The sequence below is a fragment of the Acinetobacter seifertii genome (assembly GCF_000368065.1).
GTDB classification, from domain to species: Bacteria; Pseudomonadota; Gammaproteobacteria; order Pseudomonadales; family Moraxellaceae; genus Acinetobacter; species Acinetobacter seifertii.
Window position 1 is genome coordinate 77,925 of record NZ_KB851205.1, and the last position, 20,013, is coordinate 97,937.

The window sequence follows — 20,013 nt, forward strand, 5'->3', positions numbered from 1 at the left end:
ATGAATTTTCACTCAAATGATTAAAGGGTAAGGGTTTAAAACAAAGCACTTTTCAGACGATTAAAAATCAGCTTGCGCACTTCACGTTCCTTGATCATTGAGTTGAGTAGATTGGAGCTATAACGAATCAGCTGCCCCCGCTGCTCACGATCACGGATGACTTCTAAACCGTTCTTGACATAGTTTCGAGCAATCACCGTTCTACGGTTTGGATGGGTTAAACAGACCAATTGACCGCGTTCGATCTGCTCTTTAATTTTTCTTCTTCTAATTTTGCCGCTCGTGGTCTTATTTATTCGGCCTTGATGTAGTAAAAAGACACCTTCTACAGGCAAGCCAATCTCAGCTGTCACTTGTTCTTTGACCTGAGTTCTAATGGCTTCAAAATTGAGAGTCTTGTCTAGTGACTTCTTCTTGATTTCAAGTACAACCGTAACACCGTCAGAATCAGCAACATTCACTGCTGCAACACAGCCTTTACGAACAGCAGGATGCGCCATTTCAACAGAGCACTCGATATCTTGTGGATAATAGTTCTTGCCACGGATGATAATCACATCCTTAAGGCGACCAGTCACATATAGGTCTCCATCTTTGACAAAGCCCATATCCCCCGTTCTTAAGTAATGCAATTGGCTAGGCTGACCCGAGTCATCGACAATAGTCGCGGCAAAAGTTTCCTGATTGACCTCTGGCTTCTGCCAGTAACCCGCTGTGACACTCTCACCTGCCAACCAGATTTCACCGACTTCATGAGCAGCTACTTCTTGATGAGTATGTGGATTGACGATACGGCAATCGATGTGTGCAGAGATCTTGCCACAGCTCACCACTTGTACAGCATTCTGGTCTTGACTGATTTCTACCAAGTGGGCATTTAATTTGTCACGATCAAGCGAAATGGCATTCAGAGGGCCAGTTACACCACTGACTAAAAGCGTGACTTCTGCCAAGCCATAACATGGCAAGAAAGTATCCAGCTTCAATTTCGACTGAGTATTAAACTTCTCCATGAAGCGCTGCATAACGTGAGCTTTGATTGGCTCAGCACCATTAAACATTACACGAACGCGACTCAGATCAAGCGCTGCAGCGTCCTCATCAGAGATACGATGCAAGCACAACTCATAAGCAAAGTTTGGCCCACCACTGATTGTGACGCCTTTTTCACTAATGAATTGTAGCCATTTCAGCGGTTTTCGAATGAAGTCCAGCGGCGACATAACATAACAAGTCAGTCCCACATAAACGGTCTGTAAAACTGAGCCAATTAATCCCATGTCGTGATAAACAGGCAACCATGTCAGGCCAATATCATCTGGCTGCGTACAAAAGGCTTCGGCAATCATGACCTCATTTGCCATAATATTTTTATGGGTAACGATCACCCCTTTAGGCCAACCTGTTGATCCTGAAGTGTACTGAAGGAAACAAACATCATCTTCATCAATAAGCGGAAAATCTTTTTCCACTACATCACGCTGCAATTGGGCATCAACGGCATGTAATATTAAGCTTTCATTTTGAGCCTTTAATGTGATCAGACCTGATAGCTCAAGAATCTTTTTTGTTGTGAGTACTATCTTTGGCTCACAGTCATTCATAATATTCAAAATATTAGAAAAACCATTACGATTAAACGGTAAGCTGACTGGTACTGCGATGATTTTAGCTTTTAGACAAGCAAAGAACGAAACGATAAAGTCTAGACCAGGTTCAAATAGCAATACTGCACGATCGCCACTATTTACAAGGCTTAGTAATATCTGAGCTTGATATTGAACTCGCTCGTTCAGATCTGCATACGTCAAGGCTTGAATACCACCCGATTGGCGCCCCAAATACTCGAAAGCTGTCTTAGCTCCATTTAATTTTGCGTGGGATTCCAAAGTTGCAATGATATTATCCGTACACATTACAGCCATAACTTACTCCGATTAATTATAATTAACCCTTCAAAGAAACCTGTTGTTTCAGAAATTCAACTTCTAGCTGGGGGTTTTAATAAAAATGAATATACTTTTTGTTTAAAATATAAATTCACATTATATTTTATGTGCGGGTGTTTTTTATTACACCTGTAAGTGTTAACAGGTTAGGCAACTTTTATTTAAAATTAAGAGCTTAGTTATCTTTTATAATCATTTTTATTCAGTTAAAGATTACAAATTCTTGTAATTAATTAAACTTAAAAAGCTACCCTAATAGCCTCGATTTAGGAAATGTTAAGCTAATATTATTAAGTTTATCTAAACCACAAAGCATACTGAGTTCGAATTTTCATTTTTTCTTAACTTTAGGTTTTTATTTTAGATAAAATTTATGATTTTACTGGTTACATGTAATCTAACTAAAAATTATATTTAACTCCACAACTTTTATTTCCAATAAAAACCTTAATTTAATTATGCTTAAGCTATGATTAAATACTTAAAACCAAATATATACATAGGTTGTGAAATTTACCTTACTTTCTGACCATAAAAAATAAAAGTGAAATTAGAATTAAATATATTAAAAAGAACATTTTAATTTTGACAATTATTATATTTCAAACAAAAATTAAATTTAAAAAAATAATTAAATTATTTATCTTTATTAAAATAAATAATTTTTTAAATTTAATTTAAAATACACATCACAACCATTTAAATTTAATATTATTTTTATTATAAACTTAGTTTTACAATAGTCCTAACATTACAGCACGAATTGCTGCTGAAATTTTATTATTCACATTTAGTTTTTGCATTGAATTACTCAGATGGAAATTTATGGTTCTTTCACTTACTCCAAGAATCTGTGCAATCTCAGCTGACGTTTTACCCTCAGCCGTCCAACGTAGTACCTCTTTTTCTCGGTTCGTTAAATATAGATTAAACTGAGAGAACTCAACATCATTTACAATTTTAGCAATGCTGGAATGCACAGTTTGAGTTAGCCAATACATATTTGTATATTGTGCTTTTTGTTCTTTTTCAGATAATTGGTCGCTGGATCTTGCCAAAGTTAGCATTCCACGTGTCCCAATGAAATCACGACTTGACTGTGCCCAACCGACATTTAAACCATAAGAACGCGCTTCCTCCCAGAAGTCTTTCTCTGCTTGTGTATGAGTGTATTGACTTGACCAGACAAGAGGTTTCAGTGAAACCATACAGTGCTGAACAGTTGGGTCGACCTTAACATACTGCTGTTCTACATAGCGTTGCTGCCATGCTTGAGGATAATTATTCAGCATAATTGTTTTTGGTTCAGCAATAGATAATGGTGACTGCATACCATAAGCACAATAATCAAATCCAAGCTTTGATGCTGTCGATTTGACGACTTCAAATAACTGGTATTCATCTTGCACGATCAAAAATGCTGATAATAAATCCTCTTGCCAACTTTCCATTTGCTCTCATTAGACTCCGGCCAAAAATCATTTTTTGTTCAGTTTCATCTTATGAATCCAAGCAATCAAATTGAAGTATAGGCCTTATCTTTTACCCTTATTCCAATAAAGCGCTGCGAGAATCTAAAAGATTTTTAGGTACTAAAATATTTTGAACACCTATTCCTCTTTTATTGATTTCTCAATTGCAGATTTTGAATTCATCATTCAATTAACAACACTTTTAAGCCTAAATGGGTGCAAATTCTTCAGATAAACTAAATTTCTAAAAGCTTTTAAGGTTGTTATATTTCAGGTGCAGATTATGCTTGAAAAATTTTTTTTATAGGATGCATTTTATTCCAAAAAATAATTATTTTTAAATAAACACTAAGACTCCACTACTTATTATCAATGAGATATTTTTATTAATTTAATTTAATAATAAATTCTAACAACACCTAAAATTATGAAATTTTACCATTTATTATATATAGAAACTAAAAGCATCTACAATAATTTAAAAAATCAAATAATTACACCATAATCTGTATTGCTTATGATTATCCTTTCAATAATGAGAATAGATAATCCATATAAAGTTCATCATCGGTCGTATGATTTCGTAAATTTCAACAAGTTATTTTCGACTAAAGAACTAAAGTTACTCTATTCTCATATAAGTAAATCTTAATATCCAAGCACCCCTCTAATAAGGTCAGCTTAACGATATAGGCCATGGAATTATCTTTAACCTGTTAAATATGACAGTATTTCATTGGCAATAATTTATGTTATTTATCAGTAGAATTCCATTTTAGGTTACTTAAACAGGTAGCATGGTCAGCATACCCACTCACTTTCCAATCTCAGCAGATGGTTTTATTCGGATGAATGAAAACCAGCTTATGAACCACCCTCTCCGACACATCTTATCCATTGTTGAATCAATACAAATCGAAGATTCACAAATTTTCTATTACGGTTTTACTGAATGGGCAACACTAAAGACCCCTGCTTTAAGTACTGGATGGGACTGGGTATTCATTGAGCAAAATGGGTCCGCTAGCTTAAAACGAATTGGCCTGCCGAGAAGCAATATCATGATCGTTGATGTATCTGGTACAGATATTGGATTTGATGTGACTGGATCATTAATCGAGAAGAAAATCGACAGCCTGTTCTGGGAACAGTTCATTTATGCCCAAATCAATACAAGATTAACAAAGTCTAAATTGAGCCCTAATTTCTCCTAGCAACCTGTAAATTTTTACAGTTACCGCCTTCTTAGCTGTTCAGTAAAGTCACATCAAAAATAAGTGGAAGCACTTGTAATGAATATTATTGCTGGATTTCAAAACAATTTTTCAGAAGGCTTATATACCAAATTTAAAAGTTACCGCTACAAGGTGTTTGTTGAACATTTGGGATGGGAGTTAAACTGTCCACATAATGAAGAATTAGATCAATTTGATAAAGTCGATACAGCTTACGTCGTCGCTCAAGACAGAGAGTCCAATATTATTGGTTGTGCCAGATTACTACCTACAACTCAACCGTATTTACTGGGTGAAATATTTCCTCAATTAATGAATGGAATGCCTATTCCCTGCTCACCAGAAATTTGGGAACTCTCAAGGTTTTCTGCCGTAGATTTCTCGAATCCACCTACCACAGCGACTCAAGCAGTATCATCACCTGTTTCGATTGCCATTCTGCAAGAAGCAATTAACTTTGCAAGAGAACAAGGTGCCAAACAACTTATTACCACCTCACCTCTTGGGGTAGAGCGGTTACTACGTGCTGCTGGGTTTCGTGCCCATCGTGCAGGCCCACCAATGACGATTGATGGATATGCTATGTTTGCATGCTTGATTGAAGTGTAATTGGTTAAATCAAAGTCTAAGAATAAGAATATTGGCGACATTTCAAAGATGAAGGTCTTAAGCGACAATCTCGTTTCACTCGCCAAATTTCAAAAGCCCTAGTCAAAAGATTAGGGCTTTTGAAATTTGAAAGACTCAAACTTAATATTAAGACTGCTCAGTAATTTTGTTTTTCAAACTTAATTCTGATTTTTTATGGTAAGCCTCATCAGTTTTAGTCTGCCAATCACGTGGCATAAATGAAGTCGATATAATCGCAACGATAGCCATAGATCCAATATAAATCATAATTAAATACGGATTACCCTGCCCGATACTTAAAAGTTTGGTCGCAATTAACGGCGCTAAACCACCACCAAGCACCCCAGCCAACTGTACCGAAATTGAAATTCCGCTATAACGAATTTCTGCTGGAAATTGACGTGCAAAAAGCTGAGCTTGCGGCGCATACATAATTGGGAATACAACTCCAATTGCTAAAACAATGGCTGTCCAGACTAATACCGGATCTTTGGTGTTGAGCATGGTAAAAAATGGATAGCTGTAAAGCGCCAGTATGCATAAACCAAACATAAACATATTGCGTTGGCCAACCTTATCAGACAAATGTCCACACAACGGCGTCATAAATAGAATGACTATTGCACCGCAAATGGTAGCAAACAAAATGTCTTGGCGTGCGATGCCAAGTTGCGCAGTGGTATAAGCCAATGTAAAGGTTGAAGCAATATAAAACCATGCGTTCTCGGCAGCACGCGCTAAAATAATAGTGATGAGTTGCTTTGGATGGTTTTTAAAAACTTTTAAAGCAGGAACTTTGACTTCTTCGGACTGCTGTTTTACTTTTTCAAAATCTGGTGACTCAGGCACTTTCACTCGAATGTACCAACCTACTGCCAGTAAAATAATGCTGGCAAGAAACGGTAAACGCCACCCCCAGCTAAACAGTGCTTGTTCAGGTAATAACGACACCAGACCCAACGCGATTGAGGCTAGCATTAAACCGCCACCTGTACTGGCTTGAGGTAAACTTCCCCAAAAGCCCTTACCACCTTCGGGAGCATGTTCAACGGCCATGAGCACAGCACCGCCCCATTCACCGCCCATTGCCATCCCTTGAATGAATCGTAAGACAACCAAACAAATTGCAGCCCAATAACCAATTGATTCGTAAGTTGGTAAGAGGCCAATGAGTACCGTTGGAATTCCCATGAGCATCAGAGTCAAAAGCAACATCGATTTACGGCCAATCTTGTCACCAAAATGACCAAAGACTAAACCACCAAGTGGACGGCCAATAAAACCAACCGCATAGGTAGCGAATGCCGCAAGTACACCTGTAAGTGGGTCTAAGTTAGGAAAAAATAGCTTGTTAAAAATCAGCGCTGCCGCCGCACCATAGATAAAAAAGTCATACCACTCAATGGTGGTGCCGACCATGCTAGAGATGCCTGCTAATCGATGTGACGACTTTTTAGTATTTGAACCGTTTCCATGTATTGATTGCATCGTAATATCCTTTTTAGATTTTCTTGTTTTATCTTTTTTATGCTTATGACCAGCCCTGACCATAAGCATTTTCAGGTCTCGCTTTATCTCCTTAAGCTTTTTAGAGTTGCGTAATAAGGCTTAGCTCAATTTTTCTAAAATTGGCTCAAATTTCGAATTGCGTTCTTGCCACTGTGGTTGTTTGTCTTTATCGACAATGAGAGCACGGACACCTTCAATAAAGTCACCATGCTCAAACCAAATGTCCTGTAAATCGCGCTCAAGCTGCATACACTGCTGTAGCGAAAGCCCACGACCTAAATGTTGAAGTTTCAGGCTAGTTTGTTTGGCAATAAATGAACGCTGCTGCAAAATATTGAGCATCTTGCTTGCCCAAGTCTTTAAGCTTTCATCTTGTTCATTTTCAAGACTTTGCTCAATTTCATCTAAATGCTGATATCCGAAGTGTTTACGAATACCTTCAGCCAATTGTTTGAGTTCACTTTCGGCAGGGCAAGTAATAAATCGGGTAATGATGCGTTCAATTCCCTCTTTACTTAAACTTGGTGCCTCAACAAGAGCATCTTGTAAAGCTTGTAACTGCTCGCTTGGCACATGGTAGTCAATTAAATCGAGATAAAGCGCATCGCTACTGCTGATCTGCTCGCCCGTAATTGCCATATAAACGCCAATATCATCAAGGCGAGACAGGAAATGCGTTGCGCCAACGTCTGGGAAAAAGCCAATCGCTGTTTCAGGCATAGCAAATCTGGACTTTTCACTGCTCACAACAATGTGACAAGCTTGAGCCAAGCCAAAACCGCCACCTAATACATAGCCATCAAGTACAACAATGACTGGCTTTGCATATTCACGCAGTATATCTAGCATTTTATATTCGGCACTAAAGTAGCCTTTGTAATCAGCCGTGCCATTTTTATAACTGTCGTAGAGATAGCGAATATCGCCACCTGCACAAAAGGCTTTTGGGCTATTTGACTTAATTAATACTGCCTGAACAGCAGCATCATTTCGCCACAGTTCCAATTGGGCACCAATACTTTTAATCATGTCTAGCGACAATGCATTAAGATGAGTCACACGGTCTAAAGTAATAATGCCCAACTTACCTTGTTGCTCAATCATTAAGTGATTTTCTGTATTCATTTTATTGATCTCTTACTGATTTTTAAAATTTGGTTTTCGTTTTTCAACGAACGCCTGCATTCCTTCTTTTTGGTCAAATGTTGCAAATATTGAATGGAACATACGTCTTTCAAAACGCAAGCCTTCAGTAAGGTTTACTTCAAAAGCTCGGTTAATGGTTTCTTTGAGCATGATATTTGCAGTTAAAGATCGTGCCGCAATTTTTTCAGCTGCTTGCAAGGTTTGTTCAAGTAATTCTTCTTTGCTAAACACACGTGCGACTAAACCACTTTGCTCTGCTTCTACAGCACCCATTTGACGAGCGGTAAAACACATTTCCATTGCTTTGGCTTTACCAATAGCATGAGTTAAGCGTTGTGTACCACCAATACCCGGAATTACACCTAAGGTGACTTCAGGTAAGCCAAACTTGGCATTGTCAGCACAATAAATAAAGTCACACATGAGCGCCAGTTCACAGCCACCACCTAACGCATAGCCGCTGACTGCTGCAATTAGAGGTTTACGGCGCTGTGCAATACGGTCTGCAAGATGGAAAAAGTCATCAAAATAAATATCTGGAAATGCTAAATCAGCCATTTCTTTAATGTCTGCACCTGCGGCAAAAGCTTTTTCAGAACCTGCCAATACGATGCAACCAATTTCACGGTCTTTTTCGAGCTGATCTAATGCCTGATTAATTTCACTAATTAATTCACTGTTTAAAGCATTGAGCGCTTGAGGGCGATTTAATGTAATCAGTCCAACCCCATTACGCTTTTCTAATAAAATACTTTGCCACTGCATTATTTATTCCTTGTTCTGATTTTATAGACTACGTGCAATCACTAAACGTTGGATATCACTTGTGCCTTCGTAAATTTGACAAATACGCGCATCACGATAAATACGTTCAATAGGGAAATCTCTGAGGTAACCATAGCCACCAAACACTTGTAGTGCGCTCGAGCACACACGCTCAGTCATTTCTGAAGCAAATAACTTAGCCATTGAAGCTTCGTTGAGACACGGTTGACCTGCTTCTTTTAAACGCGCAGCGTAGTGAACCAGTTGTCTCGCTGCTTCAATTTCAGTTGCCATGCTGGCAAGGCGAAATGCGATGGTTTGATGCTCAAAAATTGGTTTTCCAAAAGTAATACGCTCTTTGGCATAACGAGTCGCCTCTTCGAGCGCCGCACGTGCTAAACCGACTGCTTGTGCAGCAATACCAATACGTCCACCTTCTAAATTGGCAAGAGCGATTTTCAAGCCCTCACCTTCTTTACCCAGCATAAGGCTTTTATGGATGCGCACATCTGTCAGGGCAATCTGACAGGTATCTGATGCATGCAGACCGAGCTTTTCTTCTACACGAATTACTTCATAACCCGGCGTTTCACGTGGGACTAAAAATGCACTAATGCCCTTTTTACCCGCGCTCGGATCAGTCACTGCAAACACAATAATGACACCGGCATTATTACCCGAGGTAATAAACTGCTTGGCACCATTTAAGATGTAATCATCGCCATCTTTGACAGCTCGGGTTTTAATGGCTCCCGCATCCGATCCTGTATGCGGCTCAGTTAGGGCAAAAGCACCGATCATTTCACCTTGTGCCAGAGGTTTTAAAAAGCGTTCTTTTTGCTCGTCGGTACCAAACTTTAAAATAGGCACACAACCAACCGAGTTATGTACGCTCATGATGGTCGAGGTTGCACCATCTGCCGCCGCAACTTCTTCGAGTGCCAGTACATAGGCTAAGTTACCCGTGTCTGAACCGCCCCATTGCTCTGAAACAAGCATACCCATAAAACCGAGTTGCCCCATTTGAGCCAGAGTCTCTTTTGGGAAAGTTCCGTCTCGATCCCAATCGCTGGCATGAGGCTTAATTTGTTCTTGGGCGAAACTTTTCGCCATGTCACGGATAAGTAATTGTTCTTCGGTAAATTGCATTATTATTTCCTTTACCCTGCTTTAGCTTGTTGTTTAGCAATTTCTTGATTACGCAATAAAAAGCGCTGAATTTTGCCACTTGGAGTTTTAGGTAATTCACTCACAAATTCAACTAAACGTGGGTAAGCATGAGCAGAAAGTCGTCTTTTAACAAATTGACTGAGTTCTTCAGCAAGTGTTTCTGATGGTTGAGTAGTCGCGGATAAAATCACGAATGCCTTAACCACTTCGGTACGGTCTGGATCAGGTACACCAATCACTGCCGCCTCAATGACAGCATCATGTTCAAGCAGAGCACTTTCTACATCGAATGGTCCAATCCGATAACCCGATGTGGTGATTACATCATCACTACGACCTACAAAGCTCATGCTGCCATCAGCATGTAACTCGGCCGTATCGCCCGTTAAGTAGTAATGACCAACAAATGGCGATTTACGGCTTTCTTTATAGCCACCAAACCACATCATTGGAGACTGGCTAATATCGACCGCTAAAATTCCTGGTGTGTCTGGGGGAAGTTCTTCACCTTGTTCATTGACAATCGCAACGCGGTAGCCCGGACTTGGGAAACCTGCTGAACCAGCATGAATTTCATGTTTTAAACCATGATGATTACACACCACCATGCCGACTTCAGTTTGCCCATAGTGGTCATAAATCGGAGCATCAAGCACTTGTTTAAACCAGCGAATGACTTCAGGATTCAGCGGCTCACCTGCACTGCTCACCACACGGAACTGGCCTTTTAACGGCGCCATTTGCGCTGGATCTGCTGCCATCATCATACGGTAAGCCGTAGGTGCACCTGCCAAGTTGTTAACTTTATAATCTTTCACAATTTGGCATAGGCTATCTGTGCTGAACCCACCTTCATAGAACAAAGTAGCATAGCCCAAGAATAACGGCCCAGTAATCGCATAGTACAAACCATACGCCCAACCCGGATCGGCAATATTCCAAAACGAGTCTTCTTCTGTTAAACCAATGGCATCTTGCATATATCGCCCAAAGGCAATCAGTGCTTTTAAAGGCACTTCCAATGGTTTTGCAGGCCCTGTAGTGCCTGAAGTAAACATGAGCAAGAAAGGATCTTGGATGCTACGCATCACCAGATCACATTGATCGGATTGCTGCTTCACTTCATTCCAGAAATTAAAATCACCTGCTTTAAGCGGAGTACCTTGTGCGTCGGCCACCGTCACAATTGCAGGGCAATTTTCAATTTCATCAAGCTTGCTACGGTTACCCATATCGGTCACCACTAGCTTACTTTGTGCAAGCTGAATACGGTGCTCAATCGCTTTTGGGCCAAATGCAGTAAATAACGGTTGATAGACTGCACCAATTCGCCAAGCTGCCAAAATAGTCACAATCAGTTCAGGTGTTCTTGGTAATAGACCTGAAATACGGTCACCCGTTTTCACACCTTGTGCTTTTAAAAAGTTAGCAAACTGACTCGACCATTCTTTTAGCTCACGGAAGGTATATTGCTCTTTTCGTCCGTCTTTTCCTTGCCAGTACAGCGCGATTTTGTCGCCATCTGCATGTCGATCACAGCACTCATAACAAGCGTTCAGTGCATCGAGTGAACCTGACAACATCTGTTTTGCAGTACTTTCCAAATCGAAAGCCTGTGCAGCATTTTGATAATCCATCATATCTTTTCCCTCAGTCCGGATTTTTTGTTATTCACGACAGGGTTTGATTTATTGGTTTAAAGCCATCCTTTGGCTTTACCGTTATGCCTCTTGTGGCAGGTATTGCTGGATAATGCTCGAAAAATCGAGATTGGCATTACCACGCATACACATTTGCTGATAGAGCTGTTGCACCATACCACCTAATACCACTGGCTGTTTGACTTGGCCCGCGGCCTCTACAGCGAGTCCTAAATCTTTTAGCATCAACTGAGTGGCAAAACCATCTTGATAACCTCGAGATGCTGGCGCATTTTCATTAATATGCGGCCATGGGTTACATACATCCGAACTCCAGCAACGGCCACTTGAAGTGTTAATGACACCTGCCAATGCTTGTGGGTCGATGCCGAGTTTCACACCAAGCGCCATACCTTCGGCCACTGCGGCCATTGAAATACCTAAAATCAGGTTGTTGCAGATTTTGGCAATTTGGCCTGCACCGACATCACCACAATGAACAATATTTTTGCCCATGTGGCTGAGCACAGGTTTTACGTCGTTAAAGGTTTGATCATCGGCACCCACCATAAAGGTTAAAGTTCCCGCTTGAGCACCAATGGTTCCACCAGAGACTGGTGCATCACAGATTTTAATATTTTTGCTATGCGCAACAGCCGAAATATCTTTGATGGTTTGTGGGTCAATGGTACTGCTATCAATGCATAAGCTACCTGCTTTTAGCACCTCCAAAACACCATTTTCACCCAAGTAAACGTCTTTAACATGCTTTGCTGCAGGCAACATGGTAATGACCACATCAGCTTGTTTTGCTGCTGCCTGTGGGCTGTCGCAGACTATGCCACCTGCCTCGGCGAAGTGCTGAATAGCAACTTCACTGAGGTCATAACCATAAACTTTGATTCCGGCTTTAAGTAGGTTATGGGCCATTTTGCCGCCCATATTTCCTAGACCGATAAAGGCGATATTCATCCGTGATCCCCTTAACGTAAACTAATGGTTGTGTTTACACCGCCAACTTCATGGCTATCTTCAAACCAACGGCTAGTAATGGTTTTGGTCTGGGTATAGAACTGGACAGCCTGTTTGCCGTATGGTCCCAAATCACCCAGTTTTGAGCCTCTTGACCCTGTAAAACTAAAGAACGGCACAGGTACAGGAATTGGAATATTGATACCGACTTGACCAATATCAATTAAGTTTTGGAAAGTACGTGCAATGGCACCACTTTGGGTAAATAGACCTACACCGTTTCCAAATGGGTTGGCATTGATAAGAGCAATCGCTTCATCAAGTGTATCTACACAAATAATCGAAAGTACCGGGCCAAAGATTTCTTCTTTATAAATACGCATGTCGGTATTTACGCCACTAAAAATCGTCGCCCCTACAAAGTTGCCCGATTCATAGCCTTGCACTTGCACATTGCGACCATCAAGCAGAAGTTCGGCACCTTGCTCAACACCGCTATTAATTAAGTCCAAGACTCGCGCTTTAGCACGTTTTGAAATGACTGGGCCAATGTCAGTATTTGGCTCATGGCCTGCGTTTACTTTTAAGGTTTTCGCCTTTTCGACTAGCTCTTGAATCCATTGTTTGCTGTCGCCAACCATGACTGCAACAGACAATGCCATACAGCGTTGCCCAGCAGCACCAAACGCTGCACCGACTAAGGCATTTAGCGTTTGTTCTTTATTGGCATCTGGCATCACAACCACATGGTTTTTTGCACCCATCATTGATTGCACGCGTTTGCCATGTTGCCCTGCAAGGTTATAAACATGTGTGCCAACCGCAGTTGAACCCACAAATGAAATCGCTTTAATGTCTTTATGGGTACACAAACGGTCAACCACTTCTTTGCCGCCATGCACAACGTTTAAGACACCTGCTGGAATACCTGCTTGAATCGCAAGCTCGACCAACATCATGGTCGATAACGGGTCTTGTTCTGATGGTTTTAAAACGAAGGTATTACCGCACACAATTGCCATTGGGAACATCCAAAGTGGAATCATGGCAGGGAAATTAAATGGCGTAATACCAGCACAGACACCCAAAGGTTGTTGCAAGGTATACGTATCTACACCACGCGCTACGCCTTCGACATATTCACCCATTTGCAAAGTGCCGACCGAACACGCATGTTCCACTACTTCTAGACCACGTTGAATATCGCCTTCAGCATCTGCCAAGGTTTTGCCTTGTTCCGCCGTTAGTACTTGTGCAATTTCCTTCATGTTGGCACGGATTAAGTCTTGCAGCTTAAGCATGATACGCATACGTGCCTGAATTGGAGTTTGACGCCAAGAAGCAAAAGCATCTTGTGCAGCTTGAATAGCAGCGTCAACTTCTTGAACCGTTGCAAATGGTACGCGACCAATCACTTCCTGAGTGGCGGGGTTAATAATATCTTGCCATTCCTGTGTTTTAGATTCGATAAACTGTCCGTTAATGAGTAACTTAGCGGTTTCCAATTCGATTTTTTGGATTGTGTTCATAACCTCTCCGTAGGCCATATTTTTATTGTGTTCAGTTATTAGAAAATACTGATCTATGTATTTTCTTTATTCAGGTTTCATTTGAGACTAACAAAGAAAGCTTTGACCACCAACGCAAATTCATGCACGATTGTTGTGCAAATATGCACAGGGACAATAACAAAAATGAAAGTGGATTGGGATCATCTACAGTTTTTTCTGGTTTTAGCTCGCACTAAAACCTTAACCAATGCTGCACGTATTATTGGTGTCGAGCATAGTACAGTGGCTAGACGAATTCAGGCTCTAGAGCTTGCTTTGGGTACAACGTTGTTTAAACGTGAAGCAACAGGCTATGAGCTGACACTCGAAGGCATGGCACTTGTTCCTCGAGTTGAGCAAATGGAACAAGCATTCTTACAAATTGAAAAACCACATCAACCATTGCAAGGTCGTGTGCGAATTGGCACACCTGAAGGTTTTGGAACTGCATTTTTAGCACGTTTACTGGCTGAGTTCTCTATTCAATACCCACTGCTGACCATCGATCTGATTCCAGTGCCAAAAATGATTAAACTCTCCCACCGTGAGGCAGACATTGTCGTGTCGATTGAGCGCCCAACCTCGGGCCCTTATATCATTACCCGCTTATCAGACTACTGTTTAAAAATTTATGGCAGCCAAAACTATCTAGCGCAAAACCCACCGATTCGCGGTTTAGAAGATTTAACTCAGCATCGCTTTGTAAATTATATTGATGATCTGGTATATAGTCCTGAGCTGTACTGTTTAGAACGGTTACCTTTGAAGCTGAATGCTAACTTTCGTAGCAGCAGTATTTTGGCCCAGCAAATTGCAGTGAGTGCAGGCGCAGGACTTGCGATTTTGCCCAAGTTTTTAGCAGATGATAAACCAGAACTAGACGTCGTTTTAGAGCAGCAAGTTCGCTTTACTCATACCTTCTGGATGCTGACTTTTGTTGATTTACAACATGAACCACGCATTAAGTTAGTTTGGGATTATTTGCGTAAACAAGCCGATAAATATCAACACTTACTGGTTGATTAGACATCTCAATAAAAAAGCCAATCAATCATGATTGGCTTTTTTGGTAAATCGAGAAAGGATAATTAAAAAACTTCTCGGCCTAGTTTTTTCATACGCGGTTTATAGAATGCATAATAGGTAATACCCAAAACCACCAACCATACTGGGCTAACGTAGAGTGCTTTTAATGTATCTGGCTCTAGTGCCAAAATCACTAAAGTAAACAAGAAGAATGCAATGACAACATACGCCATCAACACCCCACCCGGCATTTTAAAGGTTGATGCTGCGTGAAGCTCAGGACTCAACTTACGATAACGTAAATAGCATGCCATGATCAGAAGCCATACACTAATAAAGAGAATCACACAGAGTGAACTTGCCAAAGTAAATGCTTCCATCGTGTTTGGAACAAAGTACTGAAGCACTGCCCCACCCATAATGAAAATACATGAGAAGATTAAACCATTTGAAGGTACGGCACGTTTTGATAAACGTCCCAATGCACTTGGCGCCTGACCATCTTTCGATAAACCGAACAGCATACGACTGGTTGAAAACACACCGCTGTTCATTGAAGACATCACTGAAGACAGTACGACCAAGTTCATGATGATGGCTGAAACAGGAATACCCGCATTTAAGAACAACTCAACAAATGGGCTTTTATCTGCACGAATGTGATCCCAAGGTGTTACTGACATCACCACAAAGAGTGCCAACACATAGAATAGAATAATACGTACAGGAATCGCGTTAATTGCCTTCGGTAGATTTTTCTCTGGATCTTTGGTTTCAGCAGCTGTTGTACCAATCAGCTCAACACCAATAAAGGCAAATACGGCGATCTGGAAACCTGCCAAAAATCCGCTTACGCCTTTTGGAAATATGCCGCCATGCGACCACACATTACTTACACTCACAACCTCACCATGCGGAGCTTGAAAATGAGTAAGGAGCATGTAGCCACCGACTCCAATCAGGCCAATAATGGCCAAAATCTTAATGAGTGCGAACCAAAATTCAACTTCACCAAACAACTTCACCGTAAGAAGGTTAAGCCCTAAAATGAATAGTACACAGCCTGTACTAATCATGGCTTGTTGCATGGGTGAGAAACTGGCGCCTTCAGGCAGCCAGAAACTTAAATAGTTAATGACCGCAGACAAGTCAGCAATACCGACCAGTACCCAGCCTAACCAATAAGTCCAGCCTATATAATAGCCAGCCCATGGTCCAATCAAATCATATGCCATATCGACAAATGATTTGTAATGTAAATTGGCAAGCAGTAGTTCACCCAATGCACGCATCAGAAAAAAGAACATGCCACCAATTATCATGTAGATAACGAGGATTGAAGGACCTGCGAGGGAGATGGTTTTGCCCGAGCCCATGAATAGGCCGGTTCCAATTGCACCGCCAATTGCAATCATTTGTAAGTGGCGATTATTTAATTTCCGTTGTAAATGATCAGGGGAGCTTGCCTCATCGGGATGATGAACCATTGTCATATTAGAAGTCCTTTTTATATTTTGCTTAACTTAAAATCAGCAACCTATAGGGAGAAAAACGAACCGTATATCGTGGGTTGCTGAGTCTATACCTCAGGACAAGATGTTCAAGTATATTTTTTCCTTAATTGATAAATCGTTTGTCCTGTTTTTTTAAGTCACATTATTTATGTACTGCCTTCACGGCAATTTTAATTAACATATCTGGATTCTCCAGATTAGCCGGAGTTTAGCATGCGGTAATACAAGATGTCGCTTTTCTACCCCCCTCTAAACTGTGCTATTGATTCAAAAATAAACAACATTATTCCGATAAAAAAACTGATGAAAATAAAAAAAGCCAATCATGATTGATTGGCTTTTTAATAAAACTTAATGATCGTTAACGAGTTCACGTCCTAGCTTTTTCATACGTGGTTTGTACAACATATGATAGGTCACACCTAAAATGACTAGCCATACTGGGCTGACATACAAAGCTTTTAAAGTATCTGGCTCTAGCGCCAAGATAACCAAAGTAAAAAGCATGAATGCCAAAACCACATAACTCATCCAAACGCCACCCGGCATTTTGAAAGTCGATTTTTCATGTAATTCAGGACGTAATTTACGATAGCGTAAATAGCACACCATAATGAGACTCCAGACACTAATGAATAGAATCACACACAGTGAACTTGCTAAAGTAAATGCTTCCATCGTGTTTGGAACAAAGTACTGAAGTACTGCTCCACCCATAATGAAAATACATGAGAAGATTAAACCATTTGAAGGTACAGCACGTTTTGATAAACGCCCAAATGCACCCGGTGCCTGACCGTCTTTTGATAGACCAAAAAGCATACGACTGGTTGAAAACACACCGCTGTTCATTGAAGACATCACTGAAGACAGTACCACCAAGTTCATGATGATCGCTGAAACAGGAATACCCGCATTTAAGAATAACTCAACAAACGGGCTTTTATCTGCACGAATGTGATCCCAAGGTGTTACTGACATCACAATAAATAGTGCCAACACATAGAACAAAATAATACGTACCGGAATCGCATTAATTGCTTTCGGTAAATTCTTCTGTGGATCCTTCGTTTCAGCAGCCGTTGTACCTACCAGTTCCACCCCGACAAAAGCAAATACAGCAATCTGGAATCCTGCCAAGAAGCCTTCTGTACCTTTCGGGAATAAACCGCCATGTGACCAGACATTACTAATGCTTGCAACAGCACCTTGCGGAGCTTGGAAATGACTGAAAATCATGTAGCCGCCCACTCCAATCAGGCCAATAATTGCCAGAATCTTAATGAGCGCAAACCAGAATTCAATTTCACCAAATAGGCGTACTGTTAGGAGGTTAAGTCCCATGACAAACAATACGCAGCCTGCACTAATCATGGCTTGTTGTGTTGGAGAGAAGCTTGCTCCATCGGGCAACCAGAAGCTCAAATAGTTAATGACTGCTGAAAGATCCGCAATACCGACCAGCACCCAGCCCAACCAATAAGTCCAACCCAAATAGTAACCCGCCCAAGGACCAATCAGGTCATGAGCCATATCAACAAAAGATTTGTAATGCAGATTTGCAAGGAGTAACTCACCCATTGCACGCATTAAGAAAAAGAACATGCCTCCAATAATCATATAGATCAAAAGGATTGAAGGACCTGCGAGGGAGATTGTTTTACCCGAGCCCATAAATAGGCCGGTTCCAATTGCACCGCCAATAGCAATCAGTTGTAAATGACGGTTAGACAGTTTTCGTTGCAGATGATCAGGAGAATTTTCTGCATCTGAATGACGAGCCGTTGTCATATTAAAATTCCTTTTTGAATTCCTTTGTTAAGATCAGCAACCTATGGCGAAAATTGAACCGTATGCCATAGGTCACTGAATCTGTTCACCAAAAAATGACTGGATAAACCGTATCTATCTTCCTTCTGTTAGATACATCATCATTTTTGGAGTAAAAACGAATTACTTTTGTGCTGCCGTCACGGCAATTTCAATGAGCCAATTTGGGTTGACCAAATCGGCCTGAATTGTGGCACGCGATGGAGCAACACACCCTTTTAACCAGTCAACCCAAATTGCATTTACGGTTGAAAAGTCAGAAAGATTTTTCAAATAGAGCTGTGCAGAGAGCAAGCGAGATTTGTCGGTATTGGCTAATGCCAAAAGTTCATCAATCGTTGCAAGAATTTCACGAGTTTGGCCTGCCACGTCTTGCTCGGTATTTTTAGGTACCTGACCTGACAAATAAACCACTTTATTAAAAACAGTCACGGCACTCATGACTTCGTTAGTGTTAATCTTTTGTATATCTGAATTAGACATTCGGATTTCCTTATACCTGATTAATAAATTGAACACGGGCGGTGACAGCACACATCAGTTCATAACCCACCGTACCGGATGAAACTGCAACATCATCAATAGGTAAAACAACGCCTGTACTTGATTGGCCCCAAAGCACGACTTCACTGCCGACTTTGGCACTTTCAATGCCTGTTAAATCGACTGCCAACATGTCCATGCTGACGCGGCCAATTGTACGAGTAAGGACAGAGTCCACTAAAACCGGAGTACCTGTTGGTGAAATACGCTGATAACCATCGGCATAGCCGCAAGCGACAATCCCAATCGTCATGGGTTGCTCTGCCACAAAGTTTGAGCCATAACCGACGCTTTCATTCGGTTCTAAATGCTGAACGGAAATAATTTCAGTGCGTAAGCTCATAGTGGGTTGTAAGCCCCAATCCGCAATACTATGGGTCGGGTAATCTGGTGAGCTGCCATAGAGCATGATGCCGCTACGGGCATAATCTGATTTGAGCTGATCTTGATAGCGCAAAATTGCCGCACTATTACTTACCGACCTTTCACCCGGTAAATCTTTTACAATTTCTTCAAATGCAGTGATTTGATAATCAATACCCTGCTGGCCGAAACGATCGCCATCTGCATCTGAAAAATGCATCATGTGCGTAATCTTGGACACATTTGCCAAGTTATTTAGACGCTCCCAAGCCTGAACATAGTGTTGTGGTTTAAAACCAAGACGGTTCATACCACTGTTCATTTTTAGGCAAACATCAAACTGAGCTGGATAAGGATGCTTTTCTACCCACTCGATTTGGGCTTCACTATGAATGGTGAAACTGAGTTGATAGTGCACACAATCAAATAAATCTTGAGGAGAAAAAATCCCTTCGAGCAATAAAATTGGACCTGTCCAACCTAGAGCACGAATTCGTTTTGCTTCATCAAGATCAAGTAAGGCAAAGCCATCTGCGGCTTTAAATGCTTCATAAACACGTTCAATGCCGTGTCCATAAGCATTGGCTTTTACAACGGCAAAGACCTTACTGTTTGGCATAGCCTTGCGTACCACCGCCAAGTTATTTTGTAAGGCTTGACGGTGGATGACTGCGGTAATAGGACGAGGCATGATTAATT

The 20,013-nt window shown here is 41.0% G+C and carries 16 protein-coding genes; 3 read left to right on the forward strand and 13 right to left on the reverse strand.

Going from position 1 to position 20,013, the window contains the following annotated elements; genetic code table 11:
- Nucleotides 1-35: 35 nt before the first annotated feature.
- Nucleotides 36-1,925: a fatty acyl-AMP ligase gene (locus F985_RS24240; protein ID WP_004705981.1), complete on the reverse strand. Its 1,890-nt coding sequence runs from the start codon at nt 1,923-1,925 to the stop codon at nt 36-38.
- Between the two features lie 758 nt (nt 1,926-2,683).
- Nucleotides 2,684-3,400 carry a LuxR family transcriptional regulator AbaR gene (gene abaR / locus F985_RS24245; protein ID WP_004705982.1) on the reverse strand — a complete coding sequence of 239 codons (717 nt, stop codon included), beginning with the start codon at nt 3,398-3,400 and terminating at the stop codon, nt 2,684-2,686.
- A gap of 818 nt (nt 3,401-4,218) precedes the next feature.
- On the opposite strand from abaR, the gene F985_RS24250 reads away from it, so the two are divergent.
- Both F985_RS24250 and abaI read left to right on the forward strand, forming a co-directional pair.
- Entirely contained in the window at nt 4,219-4,635 is a 417-nt protein-coding gene (locus F985_RS24250; protein WP_004705983.1) for a DUF4902 domain-containing protein, read from the forward strand.
- 63 nt (nt 4,636-4,698) lie between these two features.
- Complete coding sequence (abaI, locus tag F985_RS24255) at nt 4,699-5,265, forward strand: acyl-homoserine-lactone synthase AbaI (protein ID WP_081401429.1); 567 nt, start codon at nt 4,699-4,701, stop codon at nt 5,263-5,265.
- 147 nt (nt 5,266-5,412) lie between these two features.
- Here the strand turns inward: abaI and F985_RS24260 are convergent, their stop codons facing one another.
- The 7 genes from F985_RS24260 to F985_RS24290 all read right to left on the reverse strand — a co-directional run bounded on the left by F985_RS24260 (nt 5,413) and on the right by F985_RS24290 (nt 14,017).
- Nucleotides 5,413-6,774 (reverse strand): MFS transporter, encoded by a 1,362-nt coding sequence (locus F985_RS24260; protein ID WP_004705985.1) that lies wholly within the window; start codon nt 6,772-6,774, stop codon nt 5,413-5,415.
- A gap of 120 nt (nt 6,775-6,894) precedes the next feature.
- Complete coding sequence (locus tag F985_RS24265) at nt 6,895-7,920, reverse strand: enoyl-CoA hydratase/isomerase family protein (RefSeq protein ID WP_004705986.1); 1,026 nt, start codon at nt 7,918-7,920, stop codon at nt 6,895-6,897.
- Between the two features lie 12 nt (nt 7,921-7,932).
- A complete protein-coding gene (locus F985_RS24270) occupies nt 7,933-8,706 on the reverse strand; it encodes an enoyl-CoA hydratase (protein WP_004705987.1) in 774 nt (257 codons plus the stop codon).
- 21 nt (nt 8,707-8,727) lie between these two features.
- Nucleotides 8,728-9,855, reverse strand: a complete 1,128-nt coding sequence (locus tag F985_RS24275; protein WP_004705988.1) for an acyl-CoA dehydrogenase family protein — start codon at nt 9,853-9,855, stop codon at nt 8,728-8,730.
- 11 nt (nt 9,856-9,866) lie between these two features.
- On the reverse strand, nt 9,867-11,516 hold the full coding sequence (locus F985_RS24280) for an AMP-binding protein (RefSeq protein WP_004705989.1): 1,650 nt from the start codon (nt 11,514-11,516) through the stop codon (nt 9,867-9,869).
- An 81-nt stretch (nt 11,517-11,597) separates the two neighbouring features.
- The gene (gene mmsB, locus F985_RS24285; protein ID WP_004705990.1) at nt 11,598-12,488 is read right to left on the reverse strand and encodes a 3-hydroxyisobutyrate dehydrogenase; all 891 of its coding nucleotides are present in this window, start codon (nt 12,486-12,488) and stop codon (nt 11,598-11,600) included.
- An 11-nt stretch (nt 12,489-12,499) separates the two neighbouring features.
- The gene (locus tag F985_RS24290) at nt 12,500-14,017 is read right to left on the reverse strand and encodes a CoA-acylating methylmalonate-semialdehyde dehydrogenase (RefSeq protein ID WP_004705991.1); all 1,518 of its coding nucleotides are present in this window, start codon (nt 14,015-14,017) and stop codon (nt 12,500-12,502) included.
- 165 nt (nt 14,018-14,182) lie between these two features.
- Between F985_RS24290 and F985_RS24295 the strand changes: the two genes are divergently transcribed.
- Nucleotides 14,183-15,064: a LysR family transcriptional regulator gene (locus F985_RS24295; RefSeq protein ID WP_004705992.1), complete on the forward strand. Its 882-nt coding sequence runs from the start codon at nt 14,183-14,185 to the stop codon at nt 15,062-15,064.
- A gap of 62 nt (nt 15,065-15,126) precedes the next feature.
- On the opposite strand, the gene F985_RS24300 is transcribed toward F985_RS24295, so the two are convergent.
- The 4 genes from F985_RS24300 to alr form a co-directional block, all read right to left on the reverse strand.
- Nucleotides 15,127-16,551, reverse strand: coding sequence for an amino acid permease (locus tag F985_RS24300; protein WP_081400358.1), 1,425 nt, complete (start codon nt 16,549-16,551; stop codon nt 15,127-15,129).
- Nucleotides 16,552-16,929: 378 nt separating this feature from the next.
- Nucleotides 16,930-18,369 carry an amino acid permease gene (locus F985_RS24305; RefSeq protein ID WP_004705996.1) on the reverse strand — a complete coding sequence of 480 codons (1,440 nt, stop codon included), beginning with the start codon at nt 18,367-18,369 and terminating at the stop codon, nt 16,930-16,932.
- A 162-nt stretch (nt 18,370-18,531) separates the two neighbouring features.
- Complete coding sequence (locus F985_RS24310) at nt 18,532-18,891, reverse strand: RidA family protein (protein ID WP_000071348.1); 360 nt, start codon at nt 18,889-18,891, stop codon at nt 18,532-18,534.
- A gap of 10 nt (nt 18,892-18,901) precedes the next feature.
- The gene (alr, locus tag F985_RS24315; RefSeq protein ID WP_004705998.1) at nt 18,902-20,005 is read right to left on the reverse strand and encodes an alanine racemase; all 1,104 of its coding nucleotides are present in this window, start codon (nt 20,003-20,005) and stop codon (nt 18,902-18,904) included.
- Nucleotides 20,006-20,013 lie beyond the last annotated feature (8 nt).

Coding starts and splice junctions, on each gene's coding strand:
- F985_RS24305 (WP_004705996.1), bottom strand. CDS start 18,369: ATGACAACGGCTCGTCATTCAGATGCAGAAAATTCTCCTGATCATCTG.
- F985_RS24240 (WP_004705981.1), bottom strand. CDS start 1,925: ATGGCTGTAATGTGTACGGATAATATCATTGCAACTTTGGAATCCCAC.
- F985_RS24280 (WP_004705989.1), bottom strand. CDS start 11,516: ATGATGGATTATCAAAATGCTGCACAGGCTTTCGATTTGGAAAGTACT.
- F985_RS24290 (WP_004705991.1), bottom strand. CDS start 14,017: ATGAACACAATCCAAAAAATCGAATTGGAAACCGCTAAGTTACTCATT.
- alr (WP_004705998.1), bottom strand. CDS start 20,005: ATGCCTCGTCCTATTACCGCAGTCATCCACCGTCAAGCCTTACAAAAT.
- abaR (WP_004705982.1), bottom strand. CDS start 3,400: ATGGAAAGTTGGCAAGAGGATTTATTATCAGCATTTTTGATCGTGCAA.
- F985_RS24300 (WP_081400358.1), bottom strand. CDS start 16,551: ATGGTTCATCATCCCGATGAGGCAAGCTCCCCTGATCATTTACAACGG.
- F985_RS24265 (WP_004705986.1), bottom strand. CDS start 7,920: ATGAATACAGAAAATCACTTAATGATTGAGCAACAAGGTAAGTTGGGC.
- F985_RS24275 (WP_004705988.1), bottom strand. CDS start 9,855: ATGCAATTTACCGAAGAACAATTACTTATCCGTGACATGGCGAAAAGT.
- F985_RS24260 (WP_004705985.1), bottom strand. CDS start 6,774: ATGCAATCAATACATGGAAACGGTTCAAATACTAAAAAGTCGTCACAT.
- F985_RS24295 (WP_004705992.1), top strand. CDS start 14,183: ATGAAAGTGGATTGGGATCATCTACAGTTTTTTCTGGTTTTAGCTCGC.
- F985_RS24250 (WP_004705983.1), top strand. CDS start 4,219: ATGGTCAGCATACCCACTCACTTTCCAATCTCAGCAGATGGTTTTATT.
- mmsB (WP_004705990.1), bottom strand. CDS start 12,488: ATGAATATCGCCTTTATCGGTCTAGGAAATATGGGCGGCAAAATGGCC.
- F985_RS24310 (WP_000071348.1), bottom strand. CDS start 18,891: ATGTCTAATTCAGATATACAAAAGATTAACACTAACGAAGTCATGAGT.
- F985_RS24270 (WP_004705987.1), bottom strand. CDS start 8,706: ATGCAGTGGCAAAGTATTTTATTAGAAAAGCGTAATGGGGTTGGACTG.